The 20,451-nt window shown below is 70.9% G+C and carries 21 protein-coding genes; 12 read left to right on the forward strand and 9 right to left on the reverse strand.

The window, feature by feature from the left end; translation table 11 throughout:
* Positions 1-59: 59 nt before the first annotated feature.
* Entirely contained in the window at positions 60-1,193 is a 1,134-nt protein-coding gene (locus tag LX12_RS10070) for a PrpF domain-containing protein (protein WP_253654389.1), read from the forward strand.
* Between the two features lie 133 nt (positions 1,194-1,326).
* Here the strand turns inward: LX12_RS10070 and LX12_RS22225 are convergent, their stop codons facing one another.
* Positions 1,327-2,580, reverse strand: coding sequence for an FAD-binding domain-containing protein (locus LX12_RS22225; RefSeq protein WP_253654390.1), 1,254 nt, complete (start codon positions 2,578-2,580; stop codon positions 1,327-1,329).
* A gap of 19 nt (positions 2,581-2,599) precedes the next feature.
* Entirely contained in the window at positions 2,600-3,604 is a 1,005-nt protein-coding gene (locus tag LX12_RS10080; RefSeq protein WP_253654391.1) for an aldo/keto reductase family protein, read from the reverse strand.
* A gap of 373 nt (positions 3,605-3,977) precedes the next feature.
* On the opposite strand from LX12_RS10080, the gene LX12_RS10085 reads away from it, so the two are divergent.
* Positions 3,978-4,715, forward strand: coding sequence for a hypothetical protein (locus tag LX12_RS10085; RefSeq protein ID WP_253654392.1), 738 nt, complete (start codon positions 3,978-3,980; stop codon positions 4,713-4,715).
* Here LX12_RS10085 and LX12_RS10090 read toward each other — a convergent pair.
* A complete protein-coding gene (locus tag LX12_RS10090) occupies positions 4,703-5,392 on the reverse strand; it encodes an HAD-IA family hydrolase (RefSeq protein ID WP_253654393.1) in 690 nt (229 codons plus the stop codon). The genes LX12_RS10085 and LX12_RS10090 overlap by 13 nt on opposite strands.
* Positions 5,393-5,491: 99 nt before the next feature.
* Between LX12_RS10090 and LX12_RS10095 the strand changes: the two genes are divergently transcribed.
* Entirely contained in the window at positions 5,492-6,472 is a 981-nt protein-coding gene (locus LX12_RS10095; protein WP_253654394.1) for an isopenicillin N synthase family dioxygenase, read from the forward strand.
* A 19-nt stretch (positions 6,473-6,491) separates the two neighbouring features.
* Here the strand turns inward: LX12_RS10095 and LX12_RS10100 are convergent, their stop codons facing one another.
* The 3 genes from LX12_RS10100 to LX12_RS10110 all read right to left on the reverse strand — a co-directional run bounded on the left by LX12_RS10100 (position 6,492) and on the right by LX12_RS10110 (position 9,356).
* Positions 6,492-7,805, reverse strand: a complete 1,314-nt coding sequence (locus LX12_RS10100; protein ID WP_253654395.1) for an esterase/lipase family protein — start codon at positions 7,803-7,805, stop codon at positions 6,492-6,494.
* A 40-nt stretch (positions 7,806-7,845) separates the two neighbouring features.
* Positions 7,846-8,295, reverse strand: coding sequence for a DoxX family protein (locus tag LX12_RS10105; protein WP_253654396.1), 450 nt, complete (start codon positions 8,293-8,295; stop codon positions 7,846-7,848).
* Positions 8,296-8,414: 119 nt separating this feature from the next.
* Complete coding sequence (locus LX12_RS10110) at positions 8,415-9,356, reverse strand: dienelactone hydrolase family protein (RefSeq protein ID WP_253654397.1); 942 nt, start codon at positions 9,354-9,356, stop codon at positions 8,415-8,417.
* A gap of 296 nt (positions 9,357-9,652) precedes the next feature.
* Here LX12_RS10110 and LX12_RS10115 point away from each other — a divergent pair, with 296 nt between their 5' ends.
* Entirely contained in the window at positions 9,653-9,928 is a 276-nt protein-coding gene (locus tag LX12_RS10115) for a GlsB/YeaQ/YmgE family stress response membrane protein (protein WP_253654398.1), read from the forward strand.
* A gap of 44 nt (positions 9,929-9,972) precedes the next feature.
* Positions 9,973-11,202 carry a TY-Chap domain-containing protein gene (locus tag LX12_RS10120; RefSeq protein WP_253654399.1) on the forward strand — a complete coding sequence of 410 codons (1,230 nt, stop codon included), beginning with the start codon at positions 9,973-9,975 and terminating at the stop codon, positions 11,200-11,202.
* 12 nt (positions 11,203-11,214) lie between these two features.
* On the opposite strand, the gene LX12_RS10125 is transcribed toward LX12_RS10120, so the two are convergent.
* On the reverse strand, positions 11,215-11,667 hold the full coding sequence (locus tag LX12_RS10125) for a MarR family winged helix-turn-helix transcriptional regulator (protein ID WP_253654400.1): 453 nt from the start codon (positions 11,665-11,667) through the stop codon (positions 11,215-11,217).
* A gap of 94 nt (positions 11,668-11,761) precedes the next feature.
* Here LX12_RS10125 and LX12_RS10130 point away from each other — a divergent pair, with 94 nt between their 5' ends.
* From LX12_RS10130 to LX12_RS10145, 4 genes are all read left to right on the forward strand, one after another.
* Positions 11,762-13,072, forward strand: coding sequence for an MFS transporter (locus LX12_RS10130; RefSeq protein WP_253654401.1), 1,311 nt, complete (start codon positions 11,762-11,764; stop codon positions 13,070-13,072).
* A gap of 151 nt (positions 13,073-13,223) precedes the next feature.
* Positions 13,224-13,766: a hypothetical protein gene (locus LX12_RS10135; RefSeq protein WP_253654402.1), complete on the forward strand. Its 543-nt coding sequence runs from the start codon at positions 13,224-13,226 to the stop codon at positions 13,764-13,766.
* Positions 13,767-13,777: 11 nt separating this feature from the next.
* Positions 13,778-14,215, forward strand: coding sequence for a hypothetical protein (locus LX12_RS10140; protein ID WP_253654403.1), 438 nt, complete (start codon positions 13,778-13,780; stop codon positions 14,213-14,215).
* A gap of 75 nt (positions 14,216-14,290) precedes the next feature.
* Positions 14,291-15,604: a TY-Chap domain-containing protein gene (locus tag LX12_RS10145; protein WP_253654404.1), complete on the forward strand. Its 1,314-nt coding sequence runs from the start codon at positions 14,291-14,293 to the stop codon at positions 15,602-15,604.
* Here LX12_RS10145 and LX12_RS22230 read toward each other — a convergent pair.
* Both LX12_RS22230 and LX12_RS10155 read right to left on the reverse strand, forming a co-directional pair.
* Complete coding sequence (locus tag LX12_RS22230) at positions 15,579-17,084, reverse strand: alpha/beta hydrolase (protein ID WP_253654405.1); 1,506 nt, start codon at positions 17,082-17,084, stop codon at positions 15,579-15,581. The two genes, LX12_RS10145 and LX12_RS22230, sit on opposite strands and share 26 nt — an antisense overlap.
* Complete coding sequence (locus tag LX12_RS10155; RefSeq protein WP_253654406.1) at positions 17,081-17,377, reverse strand: hypothetical protein; 297 nt, start codon at positions 17,375-17,377, stop codon at positions 17,081-17,083. Before LX12_RS10155 ends, LX12_RS22230 begins: the two co-directional genes overlap by 4 nt.
* A gap of 419 nt (positions 17,378-17,796) precedes the next feature.
* Between LX12_RS10155 and LX12_RS10160 the strand changes: the two genes are divergently transcribed.
* From LX12_RS10160 to LX12_RS10170, 3 genes are read left to right on the forward strand one after another with little or no spacing between them, the layout of a single operon-like run.
* A complete protein-coding gene (locus tag LX12_RS10160) occupies positions 17,797-18,795 on the forward strand; it encodes a sulfate ABC transporter substrate-binding protein (RefSeq protein WP_253654601.1) in 999 nt (332 codons plus the stop codon).
* Positions 18,795-19,655, forward strand: coding sequence for a sulfate ABC transporter permease subunit CysT (gene cysT, locus LX12_RS10165; RefSeq protein ID WP_253654407.1), 861 nt, complete (start codon positions 18,795-18,797; stop codon positions 19,653-19,655). Before LX12_RS10160 ends, cysT begins: the two co-directional genes overlap by 1 nt.
* Entirely contained in the window at positions 19,642-20,445 is an 804-nt protein-coding gene (locus LX12_RS10170) for a sulfate ABC transporter permease (RefSeq protein ID WP_253654408.1), read from the forward strand. Before cysT ends, LX12_RS10170 begins: the two co-directional genes overlap by 14 nt.
* Positions 20,446-20,451: the final 6 nt, after the last annotated feature.

Raw genomic sequence — 20,451 nt, forward strand, 5'->3', positions numbered from 1 at the left:
GTCCCATTCTCGAATCAGAACGTCGCCACACCCTCGGCGACATGTGGAAAGGCACGCAGATGTTCACAGTGCGCGGAACCTGGATGCGGGGCGGCACCAGCAAGTGCTGGCTGTTCACCGGCGTCGACATCGACCCGCTCGTGTCGTCGGAGATGACCCTCGACGACATCCTCGTCGCAGCGTTCGGGTCGGGCGATCCCCGGCAGATCGACGGCATCGGCGGCGGGAGCTCCACCACATCGAAGGCGGCGATCGTCCGTCGGTCCGCGCTGACGGGCGTCGACGTCGACTACCTCTTCGCCCAGGTCGCGATCGCAGACTGTCGCGTCGAGTGGTCGAGCAACTGCGGCAACTGCGCGACCGCCATCGGCCTGTACGCGCTGCAGACCGGGATGGTCGCCGTGCAGAGCCCGGTGACGCGGGTGCGGATGCGCAACGAGAACACCGGTGACATCCTCACCGCCGAGATCGCCACGCCGGGCGGCCGGATCCCCTTCGACGGCGACGCGACCGTTCCCGGTGCCACCGCGCCGGGGGTGCCGGTGGTCCTCACGTTCGAGAAGCCGGCCGTCGCACCGTGGCCGACGGGCAACGCCGTGGACGATCTCGTCGTCGACGGGGTCACCTACCGGGCGACGATGGTGCAGGCGGGTGCGCCCGCCGTCCTCGTCGACTGGCGGTCGTTCGGACTCGACGAAGGTGGCGTGCTCGACACCGCGCGGGTCACCGCACTGATGCCGACCCTGATCCGGATCCGCCGCGCGGCGGCCCTCCGGATGGGGTTGTGCGGGCCCGACGATCCGATTTCCCACGCGACCCCCAAGGTCGGGATCGTCGGGCCTGCTGCCACTTTCGTGACGCCGACCGGCGAAGAGCTGACAGCCGACGACCACGACGTCATGGTTCGGATGGTGTCGATGATGGCACCGCACCCGGCGATCGGGCTCACCTCTGCGGTCGCCGTGGCAGTCGCGGCGTCGCGGCCGGATTCAGTTGTCGCACAGCTGTCGTCGTCGACTGATCCGTCACAGCTGCGGATCGGGACGGCAGCGGGCGTCGTGGTCGCCGAGGTGACGACGGATTCCGACGGATGCGTCGCCGGCGTCGGGCTGCACCGCGCAGCCCGACGGATCGCGACGGCGGAACTGTTCGTCGCGGCAGCCGGTTCCGCCGCACCGGCGCTCGTCGCCTGATCGTCGGCGGGATCTACTGCACGGTCGGCGGGATCTACCGCACGCTCGGCGAGATCTGGTGCACGCTCGGCGGCCCGGATTGGCACGGTCGGCGAGCTAGGTGCGCGACGCGAGCTAGGCACGGCGCGTCAGGTCAGCGGGGGTTGCCGACGGCCTTGCGCCAGGCGGTGAACGACCTCACCGGAGCACGCTTTGGATGGACCAACCAGGGCCAGGGGTGCACCTCGGCGGGGCGCACCTGCCCGGCGATGCGCTTGTACCCCGGCACCGGGGCCCAGGTGGACGCCAGCGACCGGCCGTCGAGTTCGTCGGCGACGACACCGCGACGCACCTCGACCTCACGGCGCTGCGCAAGGTCACCGAGGCACTCCGCGAGGAACACCAACCGCTTGCCCGACAGGCGGAGTCGACGCAGCAGCGGCTCGTCGAAGACGAACACCGCGGGGCGCGATTCGTCCACCGCCAGAGCGGGATCCGCGTCGCCGAGGGACTCCGCGGTCAGCCACACGGCGTCGGCCTCACCAGTGTTCTCGGCAGAGTCCGGGCCCGACGGGATGTCCTCGGGGCCCAGGTAGGGGCCGTCGACGGGTGCGCCGTGGTCGTCCGACGGCCAGTCCTGGATGGGGCAGTTCGAGTTCAACGAGCACTCACCGCACAGCTTCGGCGACCGCTTCTTCACCTGCCACCGGCTGAACCCATAGGGCTTACCCGACCCGGTGCCCACGGTCCACTGCCAGCCGAGGCGGTTCGCGGCGCGCGAGCCGTCGACCAGGTGCGCGAACATCTCGTCCTCGCCGTCGGGCCACGTCGCGCCGACGCGCACGGTCCACTGCGACGCCGCCCACATGCGTGTCTGGTTGACCAGCCAGCCGTTCTCGTGGAGTTCGTCGACGACGAGCTCCATGCACTTCATCTCGCGCGGCCACGGGTCTCCGCCGAACGGGCGATCACCCGCGGGGAGGTCGCGGCGCGGCTGCTCGTAGCGCAGGGCCTGGCCGAGGTCCGTCCTGACGCGCGAGTACAGGTGCCGCGCGTACTCCTGCCACAGCAGCTCGTCGCGGTACTTGGTGCGGTCGCGGCCGGGCGCGTCGGACACCGCGTCCCACACCTCGGGCAGCGGTGTCAGGCCGTGACGGATGTAGGGCGACATGCGGCTGGCGCCGCGACGGGCCACGGGCAACACCTCGTTGCGACGCGCGGCGTAGCCGGTGATATCGAGCGCGCCGAAGGCGATGTCTGCTGCGGTCTGCCCGCCGGTGAACGCCCCGGCGGCGATGTCCGACGGTTCCTCGCGGGCGAGATCTCCGAGGTGTTCGGCGACCCACGCGACGGACTCGGCGTGGTCGCCGTCGGGGCTGGGCGGCGGTGGCGTCGGGAGGGCGGTCACCCTCCCGACAACGCCGTCGTCAGCTCAAACGCTTCCCCGGGCTGCGGGTCAGGTCGGGGTCGGTGATGATCGCGTCGCCGAGCGCGGCGTCGATCCGCGACAGCACGTCGGCCTCCAGCGTCACCTCGGACGCCTTCACGTTCTCGGTGATCTGCTCGGGCCGCGATGCACCGACCAGCGCGGCGGACACGTTGTCGTTGGCGAGAACCCACGCGACGGCCAGCTGCGCCATCGTGATCCCGAGGTCGTCGGCGATGGGCTGCAGATCCTGCACGCGGGTGAGGACGTCGTCGGTGAGGTAGCGCTTGATCATCTCGTCGCCACCCTTCTCGTCGGTGGCGCGCGACCCGGCCGGCGGCGCCTCACCCGGCTTGTACTTGCCGGTCAGCACACCCTGGGCGATCGGCGACCAGACGATCTGACCGATCCCGAGCTCGCGCGACGTCGGGATCACGCGCTCCTCGATCACCCGCCACAGCGCCGAGTACTGAGGCTGGTTGGAGACGATGGAGAAGCCGGCCTGCCGTGCGAGGGTCTGACCCGCGCGGAGCTGGTCGGCGGTCCACTCGGAGACACCGATGTAGAGCGCCTTGCCCGAGCGGACGACGTCGGCGAACGCGGCGATGGTCTCCTCGAGCGGCGTCTCGTGGTCGTAGCGGTGCGCCTGGTAGAGGTCGACGTAGTCGACGCCGAGTCGCCGCAGCGAGTTGTCGATGCCCTCGCGGATGTGCTTGCGCGACAACCCCGTGTCGTTCGGACCACGCTCCCCGACCGGGAAGTAGACCTTGGTGAAGATCTCGAGGCCCTCGCGGCGCTGCCCCTTCAGGGCCTTCCCGAGAACCTCCTCCGCGGCACCGTTGGCGTAGACGTCGGCCGTGTCGAAGGTGGTGATGCCCGCATCGAGTGCGGCGTGCACACACTTCTCGGCGACGTCGTTCTCCACCTGGGAGCCGTGCGTGAGCCAGTTGCCGTAGGTGATCTCCGAGACCTTGAGACCACTGCTGCCGAGATACCGATACGCCATCGTCCACCGCTTCCGTTCGCTGCTCGCCCGACCGCGGCCGGGCCCGTGCACTGCCCGAGGGTAGGCGCGCGGACCCATGTATCGATCAGGTCGGGCGAAACGGGCACCGGGTTCGCCTCCGCGAACGTGAGCGTGGCTATCATGATCGGGCCGCGACCGCGTGACACCACGCCGGGAGCGGTGAAGAAATCTGTCGGACCTCGTCCGTACGGTCCTGTCACGAGAGGGCACCGATGAACGCAGCCACATCGCGAGCGGAGTCGAGATGTGCTGCACACCCGCGGTTCTCCCCTCTCGTCAGGCGGTCCGTGCCCGGATCGCCCCTTCCCTGACGAGATCGGAACGGCGCATGGAGTCCACCGGCGACAATTGGATGCCGCGCACCCACATCCTCGTCCGCGAACCCGACGACGACGGCTACGACCTGCCCGGGTGGGTCGAGGTCGGCGAACGGGTGGTCGGCCTGGTCGCGACCGGACTGTGGGCCGTCGACGGTGTCTACGACGTGGTGGACGGCGATCGTCGGCGAGACGGACCGAACCTGAGTCCCACCGACCCGTTCGTCGACCACTGCGGGGTGTCGTTGTTCGCGGTGGAGGCGCGAGTACGCCGGGCGCTACCCCGCACCATCACGACCCTCGAGGTCGGTCTCGCCGACCTGACGATCGCGGCGATTCGTGCCGAGACCATCTCTCCGACGCGGTGGTATCGCGTCGACCACAGCTGCGCGAGCGAAGGCGTGACCGCTTATGACGCCGCGATCGCGCGTACGTGGGGGTGCAACACGTGCGGTCGCGACCCGCGTACCGAGTTCACTCCGCGATTCGAGGCCCACCGCATCGGCCTGCGTATCGACGCACGCATCGATCTCGACATCAGCATCGCGGTGTGCCCGTCGTGTCACGAGATCCTGCATCAGCCGCTCGCGCCGACCGCGGCTGAGCTCATGTACGGCCTCCGCCCGTCGTGCCCCGGGTGCGGGGCTCGCCATGCCGACATCGTCACCGTGAACCACTCCGACGCACCCCTGCCGATCGGAGTCACGACGTCATCGGCCCCGCCCGGCGAGATGCCTGACTTCGTCTGCGGCTCATGCGGTCACGAGTGGTGACTGTCGATCTCCGGTCCGAGGTCGGTGAACGACGCCACGGTGTGGTCGGGTGAGGCGAAGGCGTCGGGGTAGTCCGCGCCGTCGCGGTTGATCCAGGCGGTCTGCAGTCCGACGCGGCGCGCACCCTCGAGATCCCAGGGGTGCACCGCGACCATGAGCGCCTCGGGGGCGTCGACGCCCGCGACCTGCAGTCCGTGTCGGTACGACGCGGGCGCGGGTTTCCAGGCACCACCGTCGGCCGCCGCCAGGTAGTCCGTGATCGCGGGGCCGGCGTCGGTGGACCCGAGCAGTCGGCGGGCGACGTCCGCGGAGCCGTTGCTCAGCGTGTAGACACGCAGCCCGGCGCCGGCGAGTGCGGTGATACCCGGCACGACGTCGAGGTGCGGAGCAGCGTCGATGAAACTGCGCATCAGACCGGAGGCGACCACGTCGGCCGACTTCACGTCGCGCGATCGGTCGGCCAGGCGCAGCATCGACCGCAACTGTGACTGCCCGAGCTCGGCGAAGTCCGCTGCGTCGCCGAGCACCGTCAGCGCGAACCCGTCCCGCAGCACCGACAGGTACCAGATACGGACGTCCTCGGCACGCAGTCCGGCGTCGACGAACGCCGGTTCGACGGACGCCAAGTCCGAGAGGGTGTCGTTCACGTCGAGGAACGCGACGGTCGGGCGGGCCATGGGCTCTCCTTGTGGGTGGGTTCCCTCCGGTCTACCCGTTCCCGATCACCGCGACGCCAACCCCGGCGCGTCGGCAGACGTCGACCTACCCTCGAGGACGTGTTGCCGCTGATCTCCCTGGCCGACCTGGAGACGCCCGACGAGCGTGAACGTCTGGCAGAGGTGTCGCGCACCGTCGGCTTCTTCTACCTCACCGACCACGACGTCCCGGCCGACCTGCAGCAGCGGATGGCCGACGTCGCCCGCCGGTTCTTCGCGCTGCCGCAGGCCGACAAGGACGCCGTCGCGATGGTCAACAGCCCACACTTCCGTGGCTACAACCGGCTCGGCGGGGAACTGACGAACGGGCGCGTCGACCGGCGCGAGCAGATCGACATCGCCCCCGACCGCGACCCGATCCCCAACGCCGTCGGACCGATGCGGCTGCAGGGCCACAACCAGTGGCCGTCCGCGCTGCCCGAGCTGCGGACGGTCGTCGGGAAGTACCAGGCCGAACTCGAACGGGTCTCGCGGACACTGCTCGGTCGGTGGGCGCAGGCGCTCGGAGCGACGACGGACTTCTTCGACGACGCGTTCGCGCTGCCGGCGACGCTGATGAAACTGGTGCGATATCCCGCGCGGCCCGCCGTCGAGGACGGTTTCACCGACCAGGGTGTGGGCGCGCACAAGGACTCCGGCGTCCTCACGGTCCTACTGGCGCAGGAGGGTTCGTCGGGACTCCAGGTCGAGCGCACCGACGGCGTGTGGATCGAGGCGCCGCCACAGCCGGGGACGTTCATCGTGAACATCGGCGAGATGCTCGAGATCGCCACCGACGGGCGACTCGTCGCGACGCGGCACCGCGTCGTCACGCCGCCCGGAGCGCCCGAGCGACTGTCGATCCCGTACTTCTACGCACCGTCGCTGGACGCGGTGATGCCGCGGATACCTGCGCAGGACGGTGGGCCGTCGAGGATCACCGACGACCCCGACAACCCGCTGTTCGACACCTACGGACAGAACACGTGGAAGAGCCGGACGCGCGCGCACCCGGACGTCGTCGCACGCTGGTATCCCGACGAGACCGGCGCCCGGGTCTGAGCGACCCGGGACGCCCGCCTCAGCACCGTCCGATGTCGGTGCCGGGCGGGCGCACGGGGTCTCCCCCGACGAGCATGCGTTCCTCGTCCGCGCCGACCCCTCGCAGGCGCGGCAGGAGCCACTCGTAGACCGTGTCGTCGTTCAGCAGGGTGAAGTGATTGGCCGAGCTGATCGCGAAGCCGTCCTCGTCGCGGAAGCCTATGTGGCGCTTCTTGTTCCGTCCGATCGCACTCGGGACCAGCACGAGACCGTCGCCGACGACACGGCCGACCGGGTGCCGGGCGTCGCGGGTGATGGTGGCGGAGACGAACAGGTGCGTCGCGTGCTCGAGCAGCGGCACCTCCTCCACGGCGGCGACACGCAAGGCGTCGAGATCCCGGCCGGACCAGTCCTCGTCGACGAGCGACCCGTGGAACAGGTCGCGGACGCCGGCGCTGCGTCGACGGAGCAGTCGCGCGAACGGCCGCGACTCGGGCACGAGATGCAGTGCGGCGGCGAGGTAGTGAACCGACTGCGCCAGCGGCGCGCCGAGGTGCGGCGACCCCAGCGAGACGACGGTCTCGACCGAACGGACCCAGTCGGCGCCCTCGAGTCCGGCACGGTGGCAGGCCGAGCGGGCGACGAGCCCACCCATCGAGTGGCCCACGAGGGTGACGCGGCGGACCGGGACGGGCCAGGCGTCGACGAGGGTCGTCAGCAGGCGGTCGAGTTCGCGGCCGTTCTGGGAGATGTGTCGGCCGGTGTTGTAGCGGATCTGGATCTCGGTCGCGCCCAGGTCGTCGGAGAGCCGGGCGCCGTAGGTCGGTCGCCCACCGATGCGCCAGGCCGACTCGGTCTCCATCAGTCCGTGGAGGAAGACGACGAGATGGTTCGTCGCGCTGGGGAAGGCGTGACGCAGGGCGTCGGGCATGGGCTGGACGATCGCACCGTCGACCCGGACCGCCATCGGCTCGGCCAACGGACTTCGCGCGGCGTGGAGTTCGTCGCCGATGAGTCCGTTGATGGCTGCGATGAGGCCGCTGCCCTTCACGGTCTGCGACGGCGGACGTCCCCACCCGTCGGCGGACTGGCTCGCCACCTCGGAGGCGGTGTCACACATTGCGGCGATCGTCGAGTAGGTGCCGCCCGCGATCGCGTCGTGGACGAGCTTGGCCGGGGCCACGAAGTCGGCGAGGCCGATGGGCCGGAGTCCGAGCCGGAACCCGGTGAACAGATGTTCGCTGACCGCGGAGTGCACCTTGGCGATGCCGGTGGTGGCGTCACCGAGTTCGGCAAACGCCAGACGTCCCATCTCGCGCACTTCCGCCCGGCGCTGCCGCTCCAGCGTGTCCATGCGGCTGAGTGTACAGCTGTTCACTCAGCCTGGTCGAGAGTCAGGCTGACCGGCGGAGCTCCGACCACGCACCGGTGGACCACAGAGCCCAGGCGACGAGGACCGGTTGGAACACGAGACGAATCGTTCGGGCGCGATCGGAGTTCAGCCCGAACCCGTCGCGGTGGTGACGCCACTGCGCGAGGTTGCCCGGCAGGATCGCGACGAAGAACAGGGCGAGGAACAGCCCGACCGCGGCACGGCGGCTGCGCAGCAGGATGAGCGACCCGCCCAGCGCGATCTCCACGACGCCCGACGCCACCACGATGTCGTCGACCGACCGTCTCGTGACGCGCGGGACGAAGCGCGGCACCTGCGCACGGAACTCCTGCCGGGCGAAGGTGAGGTGGCCGATGCCGGCGAACACCATGGCCGAGCCGAGCGCTACCCGTCCGATCTGTTGGGCACCCGACTCGGGCGCAGTGGTCGACTGCAGGAGGGTCGTCGTCATCGCTCCGGTCTACCCGACCGCACGCTCGGCGGGGTGTTTCGGCACGGTCGGTGGCGGGTTTCGGCACGGTCGGCGGCGGGTTTCGGCACGGTCGGCGGGATCTGCCGCACGGTCGGCGGTCAGCCGAGGTACTTGCCGAACCAGTCGAGCGCTCGACCCCAGATCTCGGTCGCCGCGGCCTCGTTGTAGCGACCGCCGGTGTCGTTGAAGAAGGCGTGGTCGACGTTCGGCACCGTGAGGATCTCGTGGGTCAGACCCGCCTGGGTCAGCGCCGTCTCCGCCTCCGCGCGCCCGGCGTTCACCCGGTTGTCGAGTCCGGCGTAGACAGCGAGCACCGCGGCGTTCTTGGACCCCGCGAAGTCGTGGTCCTGCGGTAGCGGACCGTACAGCGGGATCGCCGCGCTGAGCTGCGGCTCGCCCGAGGCGAGCAGCGACCACACCTGGCCGCCGCCGAAGCAGAATCCGATGACGCCGACCTTCTTCCCGGGCACACGACGTTGCAGCTCGGCGATGGCCGACTTCTCGTCGGAGACGAACCGCTCGTTCGGGATGGTGCCGAGCGCCGCGGTGGCCCGCGCGGTGTCCCCGAACGTCGAGGTCCCGCCCTCCTCCGACAGCAGGTCGACGGCGAGCGCGGAGTAGCCGACGCCGGCGAGCCGGCCTGCGATCGACGCGATGTGCGGGGTCAACCCCTTGTTCTCGTGGATGACGAGGACGACGCCCTTCGGGTTCGCGGCGGCGGCGTAGGCACCCCGCAACTCGCCGCGCTGTCCGGGGAAGGTGATGGTGCGCGTCGGCAGCGCGGTCGCCGCGCCGGGGGCCTCGGGTGACCCCGACGACGTCGTCGTGACCGCCGACCCCGACGATCCCCCGGGTGCCGCGGACGACGACGTCGCGCTCGCCGACTCCCCACCGCTGCTGCACGCCGCGAGGACGCTCGACGCGGCTGCCGCCGACAGTCCGAGCAGACCGAGACGTCGGATCGCCTCCCGGCGGCCGAACATCCCGTCGGCGTGGTCGAGCGCGATCTCCTCGGCGATGTACTGGGTGAACTCGGCCATGCTGCACTCGCTTTCGCCGCCCCGAGAGTGTCTGCACGGGTGGGGCGTCACCCGCACCCACCACGGTGCCAGAGCACCGGCCGCGCGGGGTGCCGTTGCCGTTTCGTGACCTGATCCGGCACGGCGACACGATCTGATGGCGTTCGGCGCGCGGGGGTTCCACCGGCACGACGCCACGACGAGACTTCTCCCTGCACGGCCGTCATCGGAGACGACCAGACCCGTCGTCCCCTGTGAGCCCGGTCGAGCCCATCAGCCCGGTCGAGCGACCGGGCGCCCTGCGAAGGAGCGTCATCATGATCGGCACCATCATCAGCGCGATCGTCGTCGGTTTGATCGTGGGCGCGCTCGCCCGCCTCGTCCTGCCGGGGAAGCAGAACATCGGGGTGATCATGACGATCATCCTCGGCGCGCTCGGCTCGTTCATCGGTTCCTGGCTGACCTACAAGCTCGGCTACAACAACAGCAACGGCGGCTGGGAGGTCATCCCGTTCGTCGTCGGCATCGTCGTCGCCGCCGTGCTCATCCTCGGCTTCGTCGCCGCCACCGGTCGCCGCACCGTCAAGCGCTGACGACCCGTCCCGACACCGCCCGTCCACGACCAGGAAGCCCCGCCATGACCACGAGCACACGGTTCGACACCGCGCTCGAGTCCGCGTGGCTCGAGTTCCGGACGGGCCTGGCCGACCTCCTCGTCGACGTCGCCGTCGACGAGGAGGTCGTCGTCCGGCGGTCCTACGACGCGACCGACCCCTGGGCCCCCCTCCTGTCGTTCGTGACCACCGGCGCCCGACGCGTGCGGTGCACCGTCCTGCGCGCGGACCTGTCGGACGATCAGATCGCCGTCCTGTCCGGCGACGGCTGGCGACGGCTGCGCGACGGGCGGCTCATCATCGAGTTCGGTCGTCGGCGCGTCGACGAGATCTGCGCCGCCGCCACCGACGTGCTGCGCGAGGTCAGCGGGGTGCTGCACCCGACGTTCCTCGCGCCGTTCGACTCCGACACCGCGGCGCACACGGCGATGCTCATCTCGTTGCGTCGCGAACCCGTGACGGCGGCGACCGCGTCGGCGGCACATCCCGTCACCGACACCGAGCACCTGCAGGAGCTCCTGCTCGACACCCTGGCCGCGCACGCCGACGACGCATTCGTCGACGCCGACGGCGACATCCGCGTGCAGATGGGCACGCAGACCATCCAATTGCGCGTGCACCCGTCGCGACCGGTCGTCGAGTTCATCGCGTGCGTCGCCGCGGTCTGCGTCGACGACCGCACGGTCAACGAGATCGTGGTGGCCGAGGGCGTGCGCTGGACCGGCGTCGCCGTCCACGTGCTCGACGGACACGTCTGGGCCACACAGCGTCTCGTCGTCCCGACGTTCGTCTCCGCCAACGTGATCGCGGCCGTCGAGTCGTGGCGGGACTTCCTGCGTGACGGAGCGCCCGCCATCACCGCCCGGATCGCCGACGCCGCCGAGCCGATGGCCGCGCGGCGCAACCGCGAACCGACCCCGGACCACGTCGAGCGGCTGCTCGACACCCTCACCGCGCTCACGACGCTCGGCACCCCCCTGCCCGCCGAGGGCGTGGCACGGATCTGCGACGACAACGCCGTGGTCGCCCGTCGGTGCCTCATCACCGGGGCCCGTCGCCTGCTGGCGATCGGTTCCGCCAAACGCCACGCCGCCGACACCGGCGACGTCATCGCGGCCGACTCGCTGGAACGGAACAGACAGGTCTGCCGGACCATGCTGATGTCGGTCAGCGGCGCGGTCGACCTCTTACGCGAACGGGACGCGCACGCCGCGCCCGGGCACTCCCGGAACACCGGCGGCACCGCACGGTGATCCGCCTCGCCGTCAGCGCCTCGCGGTGACGGCGTCCTCCCGATGCGCGGCGCGGATCTCCCGCACGCGGCGCAACGCCCCGACGGCGTCGGCGAGCGCCGACCGCTCATCGTCCGACAGCTCGTCCAACGTCGACGTCACGAGTTCGGCCCCAAGTCGTCGACGTCGTGCGACCAGATCCCGGCCGGCGTCGGTCACGGTCACCAGGGCCGCCCTCTTGTCCCGCGGGTCGGCGTGACGACTGACGAGGCCGTCACGCTCCAGCGCGGTGACGAGCGCCGTCATCGAGGGCTGCGCGACGCCCTCCGACGCCGCCAGCTCGGTGACCCGACGTGGGCCGTTCCGGACGAGCGTCGACAGCGTCGCGACCGAGGTCAGACTCATGTCGCGCGGCATCTGCCGCACGAGCTCGGTCGCGAGCGCGTAGACGGCCTCGCCGATCCCGTCGATCTGCACCTCGGTCATGACGGCCACGATAGAACCCCTCCACGTTGTTGCATAGACGATTTATATAGAGTACCTATGGATTGGTCAGAGTCGTCGAGTCAGGGGTGTCACCGTGTCGCACTCGTCCGGATCGTTCACCGACGCGTTCCGCCAGCCGAAGGCCGTCTGGGCCGTCGCGTTCGCCTGCGTCATCTCGTTCATGGGGATCGGCCTCGTCGACCCGATCCTGCCGTCGCTGTCGTCGCAGTTGAATGCGTCGCCGTCGCAGGTGACGCTGCTGTTCACCAGCTATCTGGTGGTCACCGCGGTCGCGATGCTGGTGACCGGCTGGGTGTCGAGTCGCATCGGCGCCAAGCGCACCCTCATCGCCGGTCTCGTGCTCATCGTGGCCTTCGCGGCCCTCGCCGGGTTCTCGGGGAGCATCGCCGAGATCGTCGGGTTCCGCGCCGGATGGGGCCTGGGCAACGCGCTCTTCATCGCGACGTCGCTGGCGGTCATCGTCGGCTCGGCGTCCGGCGGGTTCGGCGGCGCCATCATCCTGTACGAGGCGGCCCTCGGAGTGGGCATCGCGTCGGGCCCGTTGCTCGGCGGACTGCTCGGCAACATCTCGTGGCGGGGGCCGTTCTTCGGTGTCGCCGTCCTGATGCTCATCGCCCTCGTCGCGACCATCGTCCTCGTGCCCGCGACGCCTGCGCCGCAGACGAAGTCGTCGATCCGCGAGCCCATCACCGCCCTGCGGCACCGCAGCCTGGCCACCACCAGCGTCACCGGCCTGCTCTACAACTGGGCCTTCTTCACCATCCTGGGCTACGCACCGTTCCTGATGGGCTTGTCGGCGCTGAAGCTCGGCGCGGTGTTCTTCGCGTGGGGCATCCTCGTCGCGATCTTCGCGGTGTTCGGTGCACCGATGCTCAAGGCGCGCTTCGGGACCACGCACACCCTCTACGGGGCACTCAGCGGTATGGCCATCACGTGCCTGCTGATCGGGATCTTCTCCGACAACCAGGCCGTGGTCATCGGCGCAACGATCGCGTCGGGGATCGTCGTCGGGCTGAACAACACCCTCGTCACCACCGCCGTCATGAGCATCGCGCCCGTCGAGCGGTCGGTGGCATCGGCGACGTACGGTTTCGTCCGCTTCATCGGCGGTGGGCTGGCCCCGTTCGCGGCCGGGAAACTGGTGGAGCACTTCAACGCGCACGTGCCGTTCGTCCTCGGGGCGGTCACCGCCCTCCTGGCCGCCGCGGTGCTGTTCACGGTCCGTCGTGACATCGACGCCGCCGACGTCGAGGAGACGCAGCCGCAGTCGCACGAGCGGGCCGATGCCGAGCGCGCCGTCACCGACGTCCCGGCCGACGAGTCGGAGGCGGTCCTCGCCCATGAGGCGCTCGTCGAGGATCGGCGGTACGCGTCGCGCCGCTGAGCCGTCCGAATTCCGCGCCCACACCGATCGCCGTGGTCACCATGACCGCGGCGATCGCTGTCGGTGCGGATTCTCGACCGCATGTCGTGCGATCGCGTGAACATTTGCGGCGCGAAGTAACGGCAGCCGTGCCGCCTCCGACAATCGGGGCATGATCCGTACATCCGTCTCGCCGGAGAGCTCACGTCGCCGCCTCACCACGGTGCTGATGTGGGCTGTGATCGCCGGGTGGTCCGTCGTCGCCATCGCCGGCCTCGCTGCGTGTTCGAGCGATGGATCCGACGGTTCCACCGCATCCTCGAGCTCGTCGGTGCCTCTCAGTTCACCGGTGACCTCCACCGCGTCCGAGTCGTCGTCGGCGGTTCCGACGACCGACACCCCGGTGACCACGACGACCGCTCCGGCCGTCGTCCCCACCGGCGCTGCCCCGAACGGCGTGGACCTGTCCCGCTGCACGAACCAGACGAACTACGCCGGCGACCCGCGGTCCAACGCGGAGATCAACTCCATCGGCGAACGCACCGGCACCTGCCCGCCGGTGATCACCCCGGGCGGGCAGCCGGGTGTCGACTACTCGCGCTGCACGAACCAGACGAACTACGCCGGCGATCCGCGGTCCAACGCGGAGATCAACTCCATCGGCGAACGCACCGGCACCTGTCCGCCCGTCCTGACCGCCTCGTCCACCCGCTGAGAGGAACGCCCATGTCACGCATCCGAAGCCTTCTCGCCGCATCGGCAGTCGTCCTCACCCTCGGCGCCGGACTCGTGGGCGCCGGGACCGCCGCGGCCGCACCCGCGCCGCAGGTGATCACCCTGCACCCGGGCGGCAATCCCGGCCAGCGGGTCGACGCCGTCATCGACCACGGCCGGGGCACGGTCACCGTGCTGCAGCGCTTCCTGCTCGAGCCGTCCCGGTTGACGGTGGCGTGGGTGAACCTGCGCACGGGTGCCTCGGGCACCACCGGACTCCCCGACCGTGTGGCCCCGGCGAACCCCCTCGACTACCCCGACCGCGGCGTCGTCCTGCGCACCGGCGCCGGTCCCGTGGCGCTGGTCGTGTTCGGACCGTTCCCGCCGCAGACCGGCCTCATCCCGACGCCGAGCTACATCCTCCCGGTCCCCCATCTGCTGACCGTCTGAGCCGGACAGGACTGTCGGACCCGGCCGCTACCTTCTCCCCATCACCACGACGGTGGCACGGGAAGGAGGGCGGTCATGGAGTGCTTCGACGGCGCGGTCGAGGCGGGGTGGCGACGGTTCACCGTCGACCTCGGCGACCGCCTCGCGAGCATCGATCCCGGTGACTCGCACGTGATCCGGCTCGATGTCCTGTGCGACGACGAGCTGTCGCGGGAACACACCCCGTTCGTCGTGATCACCACCCACGGCACGACGCGTGTCCGCGTCACCGTCTGCAACGCGACGCCCGACGAGGACGCGATGCTCGTCGATGCGGGATGGCGGCCGCGCGGCACCTTCCCGCACACGATGGAGGTCACCCGCCGCCGCGCCGACCGGCTCGCCCGGTGCACCGTCGCGGTGCTCCGCGACGTGTTCGCGGTGCCGGACGCCAGTTTCGTCGACGGCACCCCCGCTGCGGCCCCCGCACCGGCGATCGGGGGGAGCCCCGACAGCCCGGAGGCGTTGCAGCACATGGTCGACACGACCATCGCCGAGATCTCCGGTCGGCCGGTGCACAAGGACGCCGACGGCGACATCCCTATGCCCACGGCTCTCCCGTCGTGGCTGCGGGTCCGCGACGACGAGGCGGCGATCGAGGTGTTCTGCACCCGCATCTGTGCCGCTGAGGCGGTCACCGCCGAGATGCTGTTCGTCGTCGCGGATCGATGGCCGGGTGTCGCGGTCACGGTCCGCTCCGGAGCGCTGGTCGCGCGGATGCGGATCGAGGCCGCCGACTTCTCGCCGGCGAACCTGCGCTCGGAACTCGCCCGGTGGTTCGCCTTCCTCGACGAGGGGGTGCAGGAGATCCGCGACGCCCTCCCCGAGCACGACAGCGCGACCGACGACGCCGGTGTGGCTGTCACACAGCCGGATCCGACGGCCACGGTCATCCGCACCACCGACGTCACGACGACGGCCGGCCGGACGGTGACGCTGCCGGCCCCGCTCGAGGCGCTGCTCCTCGTCGCCACCACCCAGGCCGCGGCCCTGCGACCTGACGAGGTCGCCGCGGTCATGGAGCGCGACCGTGACGTCATCCTGCGGTGCCACCGTGCGTGCGTCGGGCAGCGTGACGAGTGGGAGACCGCTGCCGACGCGGCGGCCGACCGCGACGACGTCGAGGAGGCCCATGCGTGTCTCGTCGAGTCGTGGAGATGGGAGGACGTGGCCCGCTCGCTGCGGGGCGCCCTGCGGGCGGTCCTCATCGACCGCCGTCGGGCCCCGGCGTCGCGAGCGACGGATGCGCGCCGCCGGGAGGAGCACGGGCACGATCAGCGCCCCCGCGACCAGCGGCCGCCCCGCGACCAGCGTCCGCCGCACCTCACCGATCCCCGCGACCGGCGATGACGGCGCCCATCGCCGCCAGCGTCGGTGAGCCCGGTTCCCAGTAGCTGGAGTGGTTCTCGATCCCATACCGGCTGTGTGGAGCCCAGGGCGGGTCGCCGGGCGACGACGGCAGTTCCCGAGCGCCGAACAGCGGTGAGGTCGGGTCCCGACCGAGCACGTACGGCGACGCCAGCCGGATCGGGTCCCGGTCTGCCGTGACCGCCCACACGTGGTCAGACACCTCACCGGGTTCGACGCCGGTCAGGTGCAGCCCGGACGCGGTGAGCACACCCCCGGCTCCCGGACTCGCGACCAGGATCACGTCGGCGGCGTCGAGGCCCTCCGGCCGGGAGGCGGTCACCCCGACGACGGTGCTGCCGTAGCTGTGCCCGATCACCGTCTGATGCGCCGGCGGACCGAGGTGGGTCGCGCGCAGATCGGCGGTGAGCCCACCGAGACCGGCGGCCGCGGCCCGCGCCGCCGACGGGCTCGCCGCGGCAGTGAGATCGGCCGGTGCGGCGTAGTCCTGCCACACCACCACGCTCGTCGACGAGCCGTCGCCCGCCGCACCACGCAACCGGTCCGCGCGGTCGAGGTTGGTCGTCAGAGACGCCAACGTCGTGCCGGTTCCCGGTACCATCACGGCGACGTCGCGGGCGACGTCCGGATCGCCGACGGCCACGACCGCCCGTCCGTCGTCGCGGAGGGTGAGCAGGAACCGGTCCGGCCGTGCCAACCGCCGTCGGAGCGCCCGCTGGTCGGCGGTGGCCGCGCGCATCCCCGACAGCCGCACCCGGTTGAGTCGGTCGCGGTCGGCGACAGGGATGCCCGCTCGGTTACCCAGGTCGGGATCGGCTGCTGCCCAGGCCATCCGTTGTCCGACCGAGGCGCCGCGCCACACGCGCGCCACCTCGGCGGGCGGGCCCAGCGGGAGCAGCGTGCCCGGCGTCGCGGCGGCCTCGGCGTGGACACCCGGCGTGGCCGCGTCGAGAGCGGCGGCGAGCACCGCGTCGGCGTCCCGCGCCGCCGCCACCAACCGTCGCAGCGTGTCGGTGTGTCCGGCGGCGTTCACCGTCGCGATCGACAGCGCGAGTGCAGAACTCGCGTCGCGCGGAACGTCGGCCTGTGGCCGTCCGGGTACGGGCTGGACGCGACCATCGGCATCCGCGCGATACCCGTCGGTCGCGAGCGCGCGCAGGAACGCATCGGCCGCGGCGACGGTGTGCACCAGGTCGGGGCCGGCACCCCGCAACGCGGTGATCACCGCCTGCGCGGCGAGCGCGACACGTGCGGCCTCCGTGCGCCGAGCCTGCAGTGCGGCGTCGTGCGCGGCCGCCGCGGTGCCCGTCCAGTGCTCGGCCACATCCTGCGACCCGCGCACGACCGCAGCGATCTGCTCGTCGCACCGGTCGACGAGGGTGTCGAGGTCGACGGCCACCTCGTCGAGCCGGTGGCTGTCGCGACTCCACCCGGCGACCACGTCGGCCGACGGCTCGCTCACCCGCCACCCCGCCGCAGACCCTCCGCCGCTGCCTCGTCGGCGTCGTCGAGGGCCGTTGCGCCCCAGGCGGTCCGCCTGCCCAGGTCCTCGACCCCCTCCGCGACGCGGGCCAGCGCCTGCGCGATGGCGTCGACGCTGCGGCGCAGCGCCACCGCGGTCGACGACCCCGCGAGTTCCCCCGTGGCCAGCCCGACGCGCCGGGGATCGATCGCGCCGAGGTCCGCGCCCGCCGCCCGTTGCAGGGCGGCGAACCGGGCCACCGCCCCGACGTCCGCCCTCATCCCGTCTGCCATGGCACGACCGTAGGATCGTCAACCGACTCGTCCGACGTCTCGCACCGGTCCCGCCGACGCATCTGTGAACGGTGAGCGATCGGTGCACGAGTCGGACATTGCGATCACCGGGATCGAAAAGCTTGTCCGACACCGCGACCACGGTCTGCCCATGCGAACACCCGCCACCAGCCCTGTCGTGAACTGCGACTATCCGGCGACCGCACCGACCCGTCGGTCGACGGCACCAGAAGTTCGCTCGGCACAGTACTTTTCGGCACCGAGCCGGGGCGAACCCCTCTGCTAGCGTCCCTGCTCGAATCGGCGGGCCTCCGCCGGGTCGCCCGCGTCGGTCCCGGCGCCTCCCCTGCCCGACGGATCCTTCATCGGACCCGACGACGAAAGGTGTTCGCGTGACGCGGTCACGGATCCTCGCCCCCATGGTCGTCGCGCTGGCGGCCGCGGTGGGCCTCACCGCCTGCGGTGGCGGTACCAGCGACAGCGCGGACGGCGGGGCCAGTCAGGCCGCCACGACCACGACGCTGTCGCTCGTCGGCTACGCCGTCCCCCAGCCCGGGTTCGAGAAGGTCATCCCCGGTTTCCAGGCGACCGCCGCCGGCAAGGGCGTCGGCTTCAACCAGAGCTACGGCGCCTCGGGTGACCAGTCGCGCAAGGTGGTCCAGGGTCTCGCCGCCGACGTCGTGGCGTTCTCCGTCGAGCCCGACGTGACCCGCCTGGTGACCGCGGGCAAGGTCGACCCGTCGTGGGACGCCGGCCAGTACAAGGGCATCGGGTTCGGGTCGGTGGTGTCCCTCGTCGTCCGCAAGGGCAACCCCAAGAACATCCGCACCTGGGACGACCTGCTGCGGCCGGGCATCACGGTCGTGAGCCCCGATCCGCGGTCGTCGGGGTCGGCGAAGTGGAACCTGCTCGCGCCGTACGCCGCCGCGAGCCAGGGCGGCAAGGACAAGCAGGCCGGGATCGACTTCGTCAGCAAGCTGGTCACCGACCACATCAAGGCCCGTCCCGGGTCGGGTCGCGACGCCTCGGACCTGTTCCTGCAGGGCTCCGGTGACGTCCTCATCTCCTACGAGAACGAGGCCATCAACCTGCAGCGCCAGGGCAAGGACGTCGACTTCATCGATCCCCCGACCACGTTCAAGATCGAGAACCCCGTCGCCGTCGTGAAGGGCAGCCACGAGACGCAGGCGAAGGCCTTCGTCGACTACATCACCTCGGCCGACGGTCAGAAGCTGTGGGCGCAGGCCGGGTTCCGGCCCGTCGACCCGCAGGTCGCGAGCCAGACCGCGAGCCAGTTCCCGACACTGGGCACCGTCTACACCATCAGCGACCTCGGCGGATGGAAGACCGTCGACAAGGAGCTGTTCGACAAGCAGAACGGTCTGCTCACCCAGGTGTACGCCAAGGCGACCGGATAGTGGCGGTCCCCGCCTCGCTCGTCGCGCCGCCCACACCCCCGCCGGGGCGTGGGCGGCGCGCCGGTGTCGGCACCGCCCTCGGGATCGGGGCCGGCACACTGTGGTTGAGCCTCATCGTGCTCATCCCGATCGCCGCCATCGTCGCGCGATCGGTCGACGGCGGCTGGTCGGCCTTCGTCGACGCCGTCTCCTCCGACGCGGCGGTCGCCGCGTTCGAGGTGACGGTGGGGACGTCGGTGGTGGTCACCGTGATCAACGCGATCGTCGGCGTACAGATCGCGTGGGTGCTGACACGGGACTCGTTCCCCGGCAAGCGGATCGTCGACGCCCTCATCGACCTGCCGTTCGCGCTGCCGACGATCGTCGCGAGCATCGTGCTGCTCTCGCTGTACGGCCCCGACAGCCCCGTCGGGATCCACGTGCAGCAGACGAAGATCGGACTGGGGATCGCGCTGCTGTTCGTCACGTTGCCGTTCGTCGTGCGCACCGTGCAGCCGGTCATCCTCGAACTCGACCGGGAAGCGGAACAGGCCGCCGCCACGCTCGGCGCCCGCACGTCGACGACGCTGCGCCGCGTCGTGTTCCCCGCGCTGGCGCCGGCGTTGCTGTCGGGCGCGGGTCTCGCGTTCTCACGCGCCATCGGTGAGTTCGGGTCCGTCGTCCTCATCGGCGGCGGCATCCCGAAACAGACCGAGGTCTCGTCGCAGTACATCCGGTCGCTGATCGAACAGGACAGTCCGCAGGCCGCCGCCGCGGTGTCGGTGGTGCTGCTGGCGATCTCGTTCGTCGTGCTGCTGGTGCTGCGCCTGACCGCGGACCGCCTCTCCCGGAAGGAGACCCCGACCCGTGCAGCACGGTAGGGCCGCGCGCTACGCGAACCGGACGTTCACGCTCGTCTACCTGACGATCCTGCTGCTGGTGCCGCTCGGGCTGATCCTGTACCGGACGTTCTCGCCGGGCGTGGGGGCGTTCCTCGACTCGATGTCGTCGCCGGCGGCAATCTCGGCGATCAACCTGTCGCTGCTCATCGTCGCCATCGTGGTGCCCCTCAACGTCGTCTTCGGCGTCGTGATCGCGCTCGCCCTGGCCCGCGGGACCTGGCGCGGCCGGGCGATCGTGCAGGCCGTCGTCGACCTGCCGTTCGCCATCTCACCGGTCATCGTCGGCGTCTCGCTGATCCTGGTGTGGGGCGTCGACGGCTGGTTCGGGTTCCTCGCCGACTGGGGGATCCAGATCATCTTCGCCGTGCCCGGCATGGTGCTCGCGACCATCTTCGTGACCCTGCCGTTCGTCGTGCGTGAGGTGGAGCCGGTCCTGCGCGAGATCGGTGTGGAGCAGGAGGAGGCCGCGGCGACGCTCGGCGCCTCGGCCTGGCAGACCTTCCTGCGCATCACGCTTCCCGCCATCCGATGGGGTCTCGGCTACGGCGTGATCCTCACCGTCGCACGCAGTCTGGGCGAGTTCGGCGCGGTGATCATGGTGTCGTCGAACCAGCCCGGCGTCTCCCAGTCGCTGACGCTGCTCGTCTACGGACGTCATCAGCAGGGCAACGAGTACGGCGCCTACACCGCGTCGACGATGCTCATGCTGATCGCGCTCGTCGCGCTGGTGTTCATGACCGTCCTGGCCCGTCGCAAGGACGCCGCCTGAGGTCCG

The sequence above is a fragment of the Williamsia serinedens genome (genome assembly GCF_024171725.1).
Classification (GTDB): Bacteria; Actinomycetota; Actinomycetes; order Mycobacteriales; family Mycobacteriaceae; genus Williamsia_A; species Williamsia_A serinedens.

Excerpts from the sequence above, each read along its gene's own strand:
- LX12_RS10070 (WP_253654389.1), top strand. The coding sequence starts at position 60 with ATGTTCACAGTGCGCGGAACCTGGATGCGGGGCGGCACCAGCAAGTGC.
- LX12_RS10080 (WP_253654391.1), bottom strand. The coding sequence starts at position 3,604 with ATGGCGTATCGGTATCTCGGCAGCAGTGGTCTCAAGGTCTCGGAGATC.
- LX12_RS10085 (WP_253654392.1), top strand. The coding sequence starts at position 3,978 with ATGCCGCGCACCCACATCCTCGTCCGCGAACCCGACGACGACGGCTAC.
- LX12_RS10090 (WP_253654393.1), bottom strand. The coding sequence starts at position 5,392 with ATGGCCCGCCCGACCGTCGCGTTCCTCGACGTGAACGACACCCTCTCG.
- LX12_RS10100 (WP_253654395.1), bottom strand. The coding sequence starts at position 7,805 with ATGGACACGCTGGAGCGGCAGCGCCGGGCGGAAGTGCGCGAGATGGGA.
- LX12_RS10105 (WP_253654396.1), bottom strand. The coding sequence starts at position 8,295 with ATGACGACGACCCTCCTGCAGTCGACCACTGCGCCCGAGTCGGGTGCC.
- LX12_RS10110 (WP_253654397.1), bottom strand. The coding sequence starts at position 9,356 with ATGGCCGAGTTCACCCAGTACATCGCCGAGGAGATCGCGCTCGACCAC.
- LX12_RS10115 (WP_253654398.1), top strand. The coding sequence starts at position 9,653 with ATGATCGGCACCATCATCAGCGCGATCGTCGTCGGTTTGATCGTGGGC.
- LX12_RS10120 (WP_253654399.1), top strand. The coding sequence starts at position 9,973 with ATGACCACGAGCACACGGTTCGACACCGCGCTCGAGTCCGCGTGGCTC.
- LX12_RS10125 (WP_253654400.1), bottom strand. The coding sequence starts at position 11,667 with ATGACCGAGGTGCAGATCGACGGGATCGGCGAGGCCGTCTACGCGCTC.
- LX12_RS10135 (WP_253654402.1), top strand. The coding sequence starts at position 13,224 with ATGATCCGTACATCCGTCTCGCCGGAGAGCTCACGTCGCCGCCTCACC.
- LX12_RS10140 (WP_253654403.1), top strand. The coding sequence starts at position 13,778 with ATGTCACGCATCCGAAGCCTTCTCGCCGCATCGGCAGTCGTCCTCACC.
- LX12_RS10145 (WP_253654404.1), top strand. The coding sequence starts at position 14,291 with ATGGAGTGCTTCGACGGCGCGGTCGAGGCGGGGTGGCGACGGTTCACC.
- LX12_RS10155 (WP_253654406.1), bottom strand. The coding sequence starts at position 17,377 with ATGGCAGACGGGATGAGGGCGGACGTCGGGGCGGTGGCCCGGTTCGCC.
- LX12_RS10160 (WP_253654601.1), top strand. The coding sequence starts at position 17,797 with ATGGTCGTCGCGCTGGCGGCCGCGGTGGGCCTCACCGCCTGCGGTGGC.